We start from the raw sequence: 11984 nt of genomic DNA, 5'->3' as shown, positions 1-11984 counted from the left end.
CCCCCCCCCCCCCCCCCCCCCCCCATTTGTAGCATTTTGGCTCAATGATTCTGCCTGTGCGTTTGCTAAGGTCAGGAATCGCGGCAAGGGCAGAATCGCAAGGAATATCAAAGATTTCTCTAATATCACAAAGCACGAGCATATCCACATCTAAATAAAGGCATTTTTGAATCTCGCTAGGCAAATAATCTGCAATTAAAAGACGCCAATAGGCACTATGATTGCCCTTAAAAGTTGGTAAATTTTTAAAAGCATTTTCACTTACAGGATAAATTGTGCTTAGGGTATTTGATAGTGTTTTAAGATTCTCTTGTGTAGTTTGGGCTTAATGCGTTGGTTAGAAGATGAAAATGGATTGGCTCTTGCGCATAGTTTGCGTTTTTTGTCTATCTTGTTGATGATATTTGTCATCAAGACGCTTGCATATTTGATGTAATTTTCATCGTGCGTTAAAGGCGATATGATACATCTAAGGATTTCCTTGCACGATAGTAGTTTTTGTTGTTTTAAAATTTAATTTATAGGTTTTTTAGCAAAGATTCACGATATGCAAAACTGCCCTATTGTGCGGAGTAGTAAGGCGCAATAAGGCAACTTGTTTAGCAAAAAAGATTTCACTTTGCTTGCTTACGAAGCTACATTAAAGAGTTGCTCGCAAGGGAGCAAAAACTGCTATTTTTTATCTTTCTTTTTATCTTTATCTTTTTCTTTGTCTTTCTTTTTCTTCATTGTTTCATTGTCTTGAGAGAATGCTCTCACACTAGAATAAGTTGTTACAATGCCCGGGTCGGCTAACAAGCATACATTCTCCACATCTTTATCTTCATAGTCTAACTTAGAGAGTAAGATTCTTGCAAGATTGATACGCGCGCGTTTTTTATCGTTAGAATCCACAATGAGCCAAGGAGCAAAAGGAGTGTGCGTGCGTGAAAACATTTTTTCAAATGTTTCGGTATATTCGTCCCAAAGATTCAAAGATAGCTCATCAATCGGGCTTAGTTTCCAACGTTTAAGCGGCTCGTCTTTGCGGCTTTCAATGCGCTTTTTTTGCTCCTCGCGTCCAACATCTAAGAAAAATTTGAAAAGTATATATCCACTTTCAATGAGCATTTGCTCCAAGTGTGAAACTTGAATGATGAATTCTCTATATTGCTCGTTGGTGCAGAAATTCATTACTCTTTCAACCCCTGCGCGGTTATACCAACTGCGGTCAAAAAACACGATTTCTCCGCCGTTTGGTAACTCATCAATGTATCTTTGAAAATACCATTGTGTTTGTTCTACATCGCTTGGTTTTTGCAATGCAACGACACGACAACCGCGCGGGTTTAAATGCTCTCTTAATGCTTTAATCGTGCCTCCTTTACCTGCTGCATCACGACCTTCCAAAATAATAATGATTTTTTTGTTGTATTTTTTTACCCAATTTTGCAATTTGATGAGCTCAATTTGTAGTTTTACGATTTCTTTTTCATAAAATTTTTTATTCAATTTGCCTTTACCATTATAGACTTCACCCGGTTTTTCATCTTCTGGGCGTACGACTAAAACTTTTCCCATATTTACCTCCAAAATAAGCTTTAAAATAGTTAAAATATTTTACCATTAAGGTATTAAAATTACAAGAGACAAGGCAAGATTTTGAATATTTTATTTTGTATTGGCAAAAATTATCGTGATTTTCTCCCCTTAAATCAGTTTGCACAAAGATTTGCAAGAGAGACGCTCGGCGAGATTCATCAAATCATTTTTTGTGATTCTTTGGATTTGAAAAAAAGCTCCAAAAACGCTCTTTTTGGCTCTTTAGATTTTAGCTTACAAACTGCAAAAAATCTTTTGATTGTTGTGGATAATCAATATTTTGATGGGTTATTAGAGTTTATCCAAGCGACACACAAGGAATCCAATATAAAAATTCCTCAAACCGCTGACAAAAAAATACTAAAAATAGAGTGTGAAGTAGCAAATCAAATGCGCAGAATCTGGCTATTGGATTTGCAAAATTTATTTGAGAATCAGACAGAATCGCAAGAGGATTTGCAATGTTTTTTGCAATCGCAGTTTGGCGAGTGTGGGGAAGTTTATCGCACGATATTTTTGTATCTTTTAGGTTTGGACGCAATCAGTGCGAAAATTCTTCTTGATGGAATCGCAAGGGATTTTAAAGTCAATTTAGAGATTTTGAACACAGATTCTAGCTTAGAGATTCTAAGCGCAACAAGTAAGAAGGACGAATCTTTAAAAGAGTTTGTCAAGGCTGTTCAATTCTCTTTTGGGGACAAAATTTTTCCTAGCCACAACCTCGCACAAAGCGTAATTGCTCTACTTTCTCAACATCATCTTAAAATTACTATAGCGGAGAGTTGCACAGGGGGATTCATTGCTTACCATTTGACAAAAGAAAGTGGAGCAAGCAATGTGTTTGACGGGAGTGTGATTAGTTATGCTAATGCTATCAAAGAATCTTGGCTGGAGGTTTCAAGCGAAAATTTAGAATCCTTTGGTGCAGTGAGCGAAGCGGTGGTGCGTGAGATGTTAGAGGGTGCATTGAAGCTTTCTGGGGCTGATTTTGCGCTTGCAACAAGCGGAATCGCAGGACCAAGCGGAGGAAGTGCAAGCAAGCCTATCGGAACAATATTTATCGGCGCAAAGGATAGAAAAGGCGTGGAAATCATTGAGCGATTGCATTTTAAAGGGGATAGAAATTATATCCAAGCGCAAGCTACTATTTATGCTTATTTATTGTTTTTAAAGGTTTTTTTATTAAACTATTGACTTTTATATAAAATATCTGTATCATTCCAATTCCTTAAATTTTTAATGTTTGACCCGCTAGCTCAGTTGGTAGAGCAATTCCCTTTTAAGGAATGGGCCGTTGGTTCGAATCCAACGCGGGTCACCACTCTTTATACAATGTGGTAAATAAAAGTGGCTCCTTCATCTAACGGTTAGGATACCACCCTTTCACGGTGGCTACAGGGGTTCGAATCCCCTAGGAGTCACCACTTTTATTTGATTTTGTTCCCCTAATGGTCGCTTAGCTCAGTTGGTAGAGCGCCACCCTTACAAGGTGGATGTCATAAGTTCGAGTCTTATAGCGACCACCATTAATGGAGCGGTAGTTCAGCTGGTTAGAATACCTGCCTGTCACGCAGGGGGTCGCGGGTTCGAGCCCCGTCCGCTCCGCCACTTCTTATTTATGATTCTTTAATCTCTTAATTTAAAAACAATCGTAAGCGATAATATGTGTTTTTTAAGCTAAAATCTTGATAGGGAAAGGTTGCCATCAAATCTTGTTGGATTCTGCTTATTTTTTCTTGTGGAATCTTATTAATGTTCCTTGATAAAAAGCGGCATAAAATCTGCAAAACGCAGGATTTCCTCTAATCCTTGCCTAATATCAAAGGAATAAGGTGTGATTCCATAGACACTATAATAATCCTCAAATTTCCAATTCGTTTCCTCTGCTAGTCGTTTGCTTGCCTTGATTCTAAGGTTTGGAATCCCAAGCCCATCGGAGATAATCAAGCCGTGCATTGCAGAAGAGAGGATAGTTTCACATTCTGCCATAGCCTTTAAGGTTTCTAAAACCGGTTTTTGCACATCAAGTAGGACGCTATTTGGAATCCTTTTTTGTAGTGTTTGAAAGCTCTCAAGATTTTTTTCTATGTAATGTGGAATAATTCCGACTTTGTATTTTTTGGGAGTTATAGTTTGCACAAAGATTACAAAAATTTCCTGTTTTTTGGCTTTAATTGTCTTTTTTAAAAAGGATAATCCGCAATCTTAACTTCATCAAATCTTAATAATTTCCCCATTTTTTATTTACAAGTCTTTTTTATAATTTTGATAAACATTATCGGAGAAGTTGAATGATGAAAAATTTAATTTTTATTATATTTGTAGCTTTATCAGGTATTTTTTTGAATGGTTGTGAAAATAAAATTTTTATGGTAGAAAACAAAATACAGCCGACTTCAGAATTAGACATTACCACACTAGGCAATTCAAAGTATTTTAGTATGCAATATATCTACCAAAACCATTTCAAAAGAGCCTTTATTTTTAATTAGGTTTTGTTCAGGCAGTTAAGAATGAGTTGCCGCCATTTTTTTAGCACAACTTTAGAGGAAAAGCGTTCGTAAGCCAACGCAGTATTCTTGGCATAAGCCTCCCTATTTTGCGCCATTTCAACGAATGCAGCCGCAAGAGATTCCACCCTTTTTTCATCCATTTCTACTAAGATTCCATTATGTGTAGTGCTATCGCAAGTGATAATTTCCCTTGGTCCATAAGGACAATCATAGCTAACCACAGGCGTTCCATACAAAAGCGATTCAATCAAAACATTGCTTAAGGCTTCCCTGTGACTTGCAAGGGCGAAAAATTCAGCCTTTGCATAGTAAGGCGCGAGGGATTCTATCTTACCTAGAAATTTGCATTTTAATCCTTTGGTTTGCTCCTCTAATGCTTGTCTTTGGATTCCGTCTCCCGCAAGCAGCAAGAAATATTGCGGAAACTCCGCGCTAAAGATTCTAAAAGCCTCTATCAACTCGTCAAAGCCTTTAGAGGCAATCATTCGCCCCGCACTCAAGATGTAAGGTTGGTAGGATTCTAGGATTGATGGGACGCAAGGATTGCAATCTATTTCCACAGGATTTGGCAAAACATAGGCATTTGGGACAAAAGAATAATGCTGTAAGTCTTGTTGTGTCAGAGTGGTAATGTAGCTTGCCAAAGGATAAGTTAAGTAGCGCAAAATACACCAAAATTTAGAATCTAGCGCGCTAAAAATGCTGTGTTCTGTCGCAATACAAGGAATTCTAGCCATTTTGGAAGCAAGAATGCTTAAAATGTTGGTTTGATGAATAAAGCTAATGCTTAAATCCACCCTTTCGCTCTTAAATGCCCTCCAAAGCTTAAAAACGCGCAAGACATTGCCAAGCACCCCGCGCTTTTTGGTTGCAAGGATTCGGATTTCTACATTAGGATTTAGCGGGTAGAATCTTTCTTTGTCATTCCATACAAAAAGCACGATTCTATATTCGCTTGCAAGTTCGTTTGCAACAAGGCTTGCTACGCGTTCTGCCCCGCCCATTCTAAGGGAGGAGATAACGATTGCTAGTGTTTTTTGTTTGTCAGGATTCATAAGATTCTCTTTAGGGCTGTTAGGCGTTATGGTTAAATTCCGCTACGATTTCTTTAAGTTTGACAAGGTGTTCTTTGGAATCCTTGCATCGCATAAGTTCCGCAATATCCGCGTTCAGTTTGTGAATATCGTATTTTGTCGGGCGCGCCACTTGTATGGAGGGATATTTTGTTTTTCCCTCGCTTTCATCAAGTAGTAATTCCTCATACAGCTTCTCGCCCGGACGCAATCCGCTAAACTCAATTGCGATTTCATTCTCTTTGCCATAAAGTCGTAGCATATTTTTAGCCAAATCTACGATTTTAACCGGTTCTCCCATATCCAAAATAAAAATTTCTCCCCCTTGCGCGATTGCTCCAGCTTGCAATACGAGCCGACAAGCTTCAGGAATCAGCATAAAATAGCGTGTGATTTCTGGGTGTGTAACGGTAATAGGACCACCCGATTCTATTTGTGCTTTGAATTTTGGCACGACAGAGCCGCTACTGCCTAGTACATTCCCGAATCGGACGGCGACAATTTCGCTGCTTTTAGATTCCACATTTTGTGCATAGAGTTCTACTACGCGTTTGGTTGCACCCATTACATTGGTTGGACGCACCGCCTTGTCCGTAGAGATAACAACGACTTTTGGCACTCCTGCTTCAATCGCACTATCTAGCACATTTTTGCTTCCGATGATATTGTTTTCTATCGCGCTTTTTTGATTGTATTCGCATAATGGCACATGTTTATAAGCCGCAGCATGCACGATAATATCGGGCTTTTCTTCGTTGATAAGCGCGCCAAAGCGGTCTTTTTCTAAAATACTTAGCAAGCAGGGGCGAAGCAAGGCTTTGGAATCTTTATTTTGTCGGGAGCAGCTTTGATAAAGTTCCTCTAAAATCGCATATAAATTAAACTCGCTATGTTCTACTAGCACGATTCTTTGCGCGCCAAACTCTACACATTGGCGCACGATTTCGCTTCCAATGCTCCCGCCAGCCCCTGTGATAAGCACTCTTTTGTCTTTTAAAAACGCACCGATGACTTCTTTGTCTAAATCTTTGCTTGGACGCGAAAGCAAATCTTCAATAGAAATATTTTTAAGAGGTTCGGCTGGGTTTTTTGTATCGTCTTTGAGCAAATTTGCAATCTTGATTTCATCAATTCCTAATTGTGTCAGCTCGTTAAAGATTCCTTCTAAAGGAGGTTTGGAAAAAGAGCGCGTGAGGATTGCGGATTTGATTTTGTGCTTTTGTATGAGTTCTTTTAAGGCTGATTTGGGATAGATTTTGAGATTGGAGATGTAATTCCCAAATGTTTTTTCATCTTCTTCAATGATTGCAAGGGGATAGAATGGAATCTCGCTATTCAAAGCGGCTTTAATCAATGTCGCACTTTGTGTGTTTGCCCCAAAAATCACGGCGGGTTTAGGGGAGTTTTTGGGCGAATTTTCCAAGTAAATACGCTTAGAGATTCTAATTGCCCCAATAAAAATACTAGAAATTACAAAGTCAATCCCTATTATGCTTAAAGGAAAATTCCCAAACACTCCCCCAAAAAACGCAAGGACGCAAAAGATTCCATAAGCCAAGATATGCGCATAAAAGATTTTTAAAGCTTCCAATAGTCCAAAGAATCGCCACGGCACAAGATAGATTTTAAACAATGCTAAAAGCAGAATCTTTAAGGAAATCAGGACACAAAAAACCAATACAACCGAGAGATTAAATTCTAAAGGCACTTGAAAGCTAAAACGTAAATCATAAGAAAGTACAAGCGTGAAATAAGAAACAAGCAAGTCTATAAAGACAAAAAATATAATGCGTTTGGCATTGCTTGGGCGGAATAAAACAGATTGTAGCACTAGCAATTCTTTAGGAATTTTTGAATCAGGCTTACAATCTCGTCAATGGTGCATTTTTCTAATGCGCCACCACTTGGCAAGCAGATTCCGCTTTCAAAAAGCTTTTGGCTTGTGCCATCTACAAAAGAGGTGGAATCCCTAAAAAGCGGTTGCAGGTGCATAGGTTTCCACAAAGGACGCGATTCTATGCCTACTTTGGCAAGCGATTCCACAAGTGCAAGAGGATTGACTTTGGGGTTTAAAAAGCGCAAGGTTGTGAGCCAGCGATTGCCTCTTGAGTTTGGAATCTCGGGCATAAATTCTAAGGTTTGGGATTCTACTTCCTTATGTAGCGCTTCTTGATACCATTTAAAAATTTCGCGTCGTTTGGCGACTTTGGCTTCAATTTGTTCTAGCTGTCCCACGCCAATGGCTGCGCAAATATTGCTTAAGCGGTAATTGTAGCCATAATCCAAGTGCTCATAATATGGGAGGTTTTCGCGTGCTTGAGTGGAATAATAGCGTGCTTTTTCTATTTTTTCTTGATTTTTGCCAAGCAACATTCCTCCACCACTTGTCGTGATGATTTTGTTTCCATTAAAGGACAAAACACCAAATTCGCCGAAAGTCCCGCTGTGTTTTTCACCATAAAATGCCCCGAGTGATTCTGCGGCGTCCTCAAGGAGCAAGATTCCATACTGCGCGCAAATCTCCGCAATCTCCGCAATCTTTGCACATTGCCCATATAGATGCGTAACAATCAGAGCTTTGGGCTTTTTGGGCAGAGATTCTAGGGCGCGTATTAGCAGTTTTGGATTTAGATTCCACGATTCTAAGTCGCTATCAATAAAGATTGGAATTGCGCCTTGATAAAGAATTGCATCAATAGAGCCAATAAAGGTAAAACTGCTTGCAAGCACAAAATCGCCTTGTCCGATTCCGCTAACGCGCAGTGCCAAATGTAGCGCGGCTGTGCCAGAGTGAAGTGCCAAGGCATTGGGAGAGGCGGTATAGGATTTGATGTCTGTTTCTAAAGCATTGACAAATGCGCCAAGCGGGGCGATATAGTTGCTTTCAAAGGCTTCTTGGACATATTGTTGTTCGTTGCCGCTCATTTGTGGAGGAGATAAAAAAATCCGAAATCCCATTGTGTTTCCTTAGTTTAAATTCTTTTTTGCCGGATTGCCAACGACTTTTTGGTGTGAAGGGATAGATTCTATGACTACACTTCCTGCACCAATGAGGCAGTGTTGCCCGATACTTTTCCCCTCTATGACTACACTTCCCGCACCAATATGTGTGCAATTCCCGACTTGCACATTTCCACAAAGTGTCGCGCTAGGTGCAATATGGGAGAAATCCCCGATTCTACAATCGTGTTCTATAATGCTCCCACTATTGACTATCACACCCATTCCGATTGAAGCACGTGCGTTGATAACGGCGTTTGGCATAATCACACTTCCGCTAGCAATTTTGGCTGATTTTGAGATTATAGCACGACGATGCGCAACAAAAGGCAAACAGAATCCTTGTTTGACAAAAAAGTGATAAAGATTCTGTCGCGTCAAATTATCACCAATCGCTAAGAGAATGCCAAAATCTTTAGCGTTTGCTAGGTTGAGAAATTCTGCTCTTGAAATGGCTGCGATTCCACTAAGAATCTTGTCTTTTGGATTGTCATCAATGAGAATCTCAAAGGATAAATTTTGGGATTCTAAAATCTCTGCGATGACTGCTCCGTGCCCACCAGCACCGAATATTGCTAGTTTTTCCATATCTCGCCTTTTAGTCTATAAACTTTGAAATTTTACCGAAATTTTGGAAAGTTTAGCAACGCGCAGGGTCGGGCTAGAATTTGGATAAAGCGATAAAAACCCAAAACTTAGGCTTTTAAAATAATTTTCCCCTTTTGTGTACTTAAAGCTCCTTGTGCTTTGAGTTCTCTTAAAACGCGTGAAAGAGATTCGGCACTTGTGTTCAGCTTTTGGGCAATTTGTCGCTGTGTTAAATGCGCTAACTCTGTTTCGTTTGCTTGCAAAAAATTCATTAATCGTTCTTTTAATCCTAAGGAATTTTGAGCAATATGCGATTCTAGTGTTTTGATTTTATTGCAAAGTGAAGCAACTAATTCGCGACAGAAAGTTGGATTTCCCATACATTGTTTTTGAAAAGTTGCAAGACTGATTTCTAAAATCTCACATTCCTCATCACAAGCTGCACTGGCTGGAAAGGGTTGGTTTAAGAAGCTTGGCATTTCAGCAATGAAATTTGGCGCACAAATTTGGTGCAAAATTTGTTCTTTGGCTATTTTTTTTGCGTTTCTGCTCCTAGTTTTTGGGCTTTGTTCTATGGTTTTATAGAGCCTAACTTTTCCACTTAGCAGCACAAAAAGTTGTTTTGGAATCTCACCTTCAAAGAACAAAATTTCTTCTTTATGGTAAAAACGTTTATAACCCAAAGAAAATAATATTTTGAAAAAATCTTGCATTAAAACCTCCCTTGTTAAAATACAAAACTAGAAAATAAGTTTAGAAGACGAACATATTTTAACAAAAAATTAACGATTATCAAATTTTTTGTCATAAAACTTGGTTAGTATTATGCAAATAAAATATTTTAAGGAATTGATGATGAATAATTTATATCCAATATTTTTAATTGTTCATTTATTTTGCGCCATTATCTTTTTGGGCTATATTTTTTGTGATGTGGTGTTGCTTAGTCCAATTCGTAAGATTTTGGGCGATGAATTTGCGGACAAAATGTTTAATATTATTGGTAGGAGAAGTAAAGGAATGCCCCTCGTTTTTGTGTTACTTATCGTAACAGGATTAGCAATGTTAAGCCGATATGTCGGAGGAGAAATGGGCTATTTTGCTACGACTTTACAGCAATTTTTGATGATAAAAACCCTTTTAGCATTTGGGATTGCACTAATGATTGCCATTTCTCTTGGATTCTATTATGGGCTTAAAAAGCCAAGCCCTTTGCGGAAGGTAATCCACCCTATCGCATTGGTTTTAGGAATCTTGATTGTCATTTTGGCAAAACTTGCATTTTATTTTTAAAGGAGTAAAAATGGAAAAATATAATGAAATTTGTGTGGAAGGCATTAATCAATTAATGGATATTTTTTATGCAAAGATTCGTGCGGATAAAAGCGGCGTGGGCGAGATTTTTAATAACAAAATCGGTACAGACGATATATCGTGGGAAAAGCATAAACGCAAAATTGCAAATTTTTGGTATGGAATGCTCTTAAATATCGGGGATTACAGCGGTGCACCCTTAAAAGCGCATTTGGATTTGCCTCCTTTCCCAAGAGAATTTTTTACGATTTGGTTGGAATTGTTTGAGGAGAGTTTGAAGCAGGTTTTTTGTGATGAGGTGGCAGCACAGATTCTACAAAGAGCGCAAATGATTGCCGCAAGATTCCAATTTATGCTTTATGAAAGTGGATATTAACATAAGTTATTTATTTCTAAAAACGCTTTGGAATCGCATTAAAATCGTGTAAGTTAGACTTTTAAAATTATAAGAGTATAATTGCATTTTTTGACGATTTTAGTATTAGGAACATTATGCAAAATTTAAGAATTTTACAATTTGGTATTTTGGCATTGGGAGCAATTCTTTTTGGCGGGTGTTATCAAAATGCTTGCGGAATCTCTACTTCTTATTGGGACGAAAAAAGCTATTATTATGACGCGCAAGGAAATTATCGTGAGAAATGTCCAGACAATCTCATCTACAAAGAAAAGGCTTTGCAACAGCAAGAACAAGACGCGCTAGAAGCATTTTAATACAAACAAGCAGAATCTTAAATGACACAAGAAAGAGATTTGGAATGTCTAAGGGCAGAGCGCAAACGTACTTTGGGATTCAAGAATATTTTACCGCTTGTTGCGCAACTTGAGCGTTTAAAGATGATTCCACAATCCCAACTTCAAGGGGCAAAAGTTTTCTATGGTGATTTTGTTAGGCTTGAGATTCCGCATTTGAGTGCAGAATCTTTTGCGCTTGTGTGTGAGGTCGCAAGAGCGTTGATTCCGTGGCGCAAAGGTCCTTTTATCCTCAATACTTTAGAAATTCAAAGCGAATGGAATAGTGCGATTAAATACAATCTGCTTGCGCCACATTTGCATTTAAGCGGTAAAGTGGTGGGCGATATAGGGTGCAACAATGGCTATTATATGTTTAGGGCAGTGGAACATAATCCCGCACAAATTGTGGGGTTTGACCCTGTGCCATTGTGTTTTTTGCAATATCAATTTTTGCAATTTTTTGTGCAAGAAAGTCGCTTGCAGTATGAACTTCTTGGCATTGAGGAATTATCCTTTTTTGCAACGCAATTTGATGTGTTGTTGTGTTTGGGGGTGCTGTATCATCGCAAAAGCCCCCTAGATGCGATTAAGCTTGTTTATAATGCTTTAAAAAGTGGAGGAGAGGCTATTTTTGATAGCCTGATAATTGATGGAGAGCAAGAAATTGCACTCTGCCCTATGGGACGTTATGCCAAAATGCCAAATGTGTATTTTATCCCTACGCTTCGCACTTTTGAGGGCTGGCTAGTAAAATGCGGATTCAAAGAAATCGTAGTGATTGCAACATTGAAAACCGCCTTTGATGAGCAACGCAAGACGCAATGGAGTAGCGGAGAATCTTTGGAGGATTTTTTAGAGCCAAGCGGAGAACGCACGATTGAGGGTTATCCTGCACCTAAGCGCGCGTATTTAAAGGCTAAGAAACTTTAATGTCGGGATTCGTCCTTGCGAGAAGTCGTTAGACTTCGTGGCAATCTATCATTTAAACCAAAAGTAAATTTAAGGATTCCATTAAATTTTACACGAAATCTTTACAAACCACTCAAAAACCGCTACAATGCAGGCTTTGACAAATATGTAACAACTTAACTTATTTGATTAATTATAATTTCATATTTTATAATCTCTATTTTTAAGCCTCTTTAGATTCCTTAAGCAAGGTTTGCATTATAGAATCTGG

Annotated in this window: 14 protein-coding genes and 4 tRNA genes; 10 read left to right on the top strand and 8 right to left on the bottom strand. The window is 38.6% G+C overall.

Annotated elements, in window-relative coordinates; genetic code table 11:
* Together K2N75_RS06745 and ppk2 are read right to left on the bottom strand one after the other, a co-directional pair.
* Positions 1-274 (bottom strand): glycosyltransferase (locus K2N75_RS06745; RefSeq protein WP_300120210.1); only part of this gene is annotated, 274 nt, incomplete at its 3' end.
* Between the two features lie 398 nt (positions 275-672).
* The gene (gene ppk2, locus K2N75_RS06740) at positions 673-1560 is read right to left on the bottom strand and encodes a polyphosphate kinase 2 (protein ID WP_297681256.1); all 888 of its coding nucleotides are present in this window, start codon (positions 1558-1560) and stop codon (positions 673-675) included.
* 81 nt (positions 1561-1641) lie between these two features.
* On the opposite strand from ppk2, the gene K2N75_RS06735 reads away from it, so the two are divergent.
* The 5 genes from K2N75_RS06735 to K2N75_RS06715 all read left to right on the top strand — a co-directional run bounded on the left by K2N75_RS06735 (position 1642) and on the right by K2N75_RS06715 (position 3189).
* Positions 1642-2775 carry a nicotinamide-nucleotide amidohydrolase family protein gene (locus tag K2N75_RS06735; RefSeq protein ID WP_297681258.1) on the top strand — a complete coding sequence of 378 codons (1134 nt, stop codon included), beginning with the start codon at positions 1642-1644 and terminating at the stop codon, positions 2773-2775.
* A 51-nt stretch (positions 2776-2826) separates the two neighbouring features.
* Positions 2827-2902, top strand: a tRNA-Lys gene (locus tag K2N75_RS06730).
* Positions 2903-2930: 28 nt separating this feature from the next.
* A tRNA-Glu gene (locus tag K2N75_RS06725) sits at positions 2931-3005 on the top strand.
* Positions 3006-3031: 26 nt separating this feature from the next.
* Positions 3032-3107 (top strand) — tRNA-Val (locus K2N75_RS06720).
* Positions 3108-3112: 5 nt separating this feature from the next.
* A tRNA-Asp gene (locus tag K2N75_RS06715) sits at positions 3113-3189 on the top strand.
* 141 nt (positions 3190-3330) lie between these two features.
* On the opposite strand, the gene K2N75_RS06710 is transcribed toward K2N75_RS06715, so the two are convergent.
* Positions 3331-3756 (bottom strand): polysaccharide pyruvyl transferase family protein, encoded by a 426-nt coding sequence (locus K2N75_RS06710; protein WP_363318437.1) that lies wholly within the window; start codon positions 3754-3756, stop codon positions 3331-3333.
* 116 nt (positions 3757-3872) lie between these two features.
* Here K2N75_RS06710 and K2N75_RS06705 point away from each other — a divergent pair, with 116 nt between their 5' ends.
* Complete coding sequence (locus K2N75_RS06705; protein WP_297681260.1) at positions 3873-4073, top strand: hypothetical protein; 201 nt, start codon at positions 3873-3875, stop codon at positions 4071-4073.
* Here K2N75_RS06705 and K2N75_RS06700 read toward each other — a convergent pair.
* From K2N75_RS06700 to K2N75_RS06680, 5 genes are all read right to left on the bottom strand, one after another.
* The gene (locus K2N75_RS06700; RefSeq protein WP_297681262.1) at positions 4070-5149 is read right to left on the bottom strand and encodes a glycosyltransferase; all 1080 of its coding nucleotides are present in this window, start codon (positions 5147-5149) and stop codon (positions 4070-4072) included. The genes K2N75_RS06705 and K2N75_RS06700 overlap by 4 nt on opposite strands.
* 19 nt (positions 5150-5168) lie before the next feature.
* Complete coding sequence (gene pglF / locus K2N75_RS06695; RefSeq protein WP_297681264.1) at positions 5169-6998, bottom strand: UDP-N-acetylglucosamine 4,6-dehydratase (configuration-retaining); 1830 nt, start codon at positions 6996-6998, stop codon at positions 5169-5171.
* Positions 6998-8125, bottom strand: a complete 1128-nt coding sequence (gene pglE, locus K2N75_RS06690; protein ID WP_297681266.1) for a UDP-N-acetylbacillosamine transaminase — start codon at positions 8123-8125, stop codon at positions 6998-7000. The genes pglF and pglE overlap by 1 nt, the downstream gene beginning before the upstream one ends.
* A 9-nt stretch (positions 8126-8134) precedes the next feature.
* On the bottom strand, positions 8135-8755 hold the full coding sequence (locus tag K2N75_RS06685) for an acetyltransferase (protein ID WP_297681268.1): 621 nt from the start codon (positions 8753-8755) through the stop codon (positions 8135-8137).
* 107 nt (positions 8756-8862) lie between these two features.
* Entirely contained in the window at positions 8863-9468 is a 606-nt protein-coding gene (locus K2N75_RS06680) for a Crp/Fnr family transcriptional regulator (protein WP_297681270.1), read from the bottom strand.
* A gap of 142 nt (positions 9469-9610) precedes the next feature.
* On the opposite strand from K2N75_RS06680, the gene K2N75_RS06675 reads away from it, so the two are divergent.
* The 4 genes from K2N75_RS06675 to cmoB all read left to right on the top strand — a co-directional run bounded on the left by K2N75_RS06675 (position 9611) and on the right by cmoB (position 11734).
* Complete coding sequence (locus tag K2N75_RS06675; RefSeq protein WP_297681272.1) at positions 9611-10048, top strand: copper resistance protein CopD; 438 nt, start codon at positions 9611-9613, stop codon at positions 10046-10048.
* A gap of 10 nt (positions 10049-10058) precedes the next feature.
* Complete coding sequence (locus K2N75_RS06670; RefSeq protein WP_297681274.1) at positions 10059-10445, top strand: group III truncated hemoglobin; 387 nt, start codon at positions 10059-10061, stop codon at positions 10443-10445.
* Between the two features lie 116 nt (positions 10446-10561).
* Positions 10562-10783, top strand: coding sequence for a hypothetical protein (locus tag K2N75_RS06665; RefSeq protein WP_297681276.1), 222 nt, complete (start codon positions 10562-10564; stop codon positions 10781-10783).
* Between the two features lie 21 nt (positions 10784-10804).
* Positions 10805-11734 (top strand): tRNA 5-methoxyuridine(34)/uridine 5-oxyacetic acid(34) synthase CmoB, encoded by a 930-nt coding sequence (gene cmoB, locus K2N75_RS06660; RefSeq protein ID WP_297681278.1) that lies wholly within the window; start codon positions 10805-10807, stop codon positions 11732-11734.
* Positions 11735-11984: the final 250 nt, after the last annotated feature.

This window comes from Helicobacter sp. (assembly GCF_029067145.1).
In the GTDB taxonomy this organism is placed as follows: Bacteria; Campylobacterota; Campylobacteria; order Campylobacterales; family Helicobacteraceae; genus Helicobacter_D.
The sequence above is the reverse complement of the archived record's forward strand: the minus strand, read 5'-3'. Positions and strand labels throughout refer to the sequence as shown.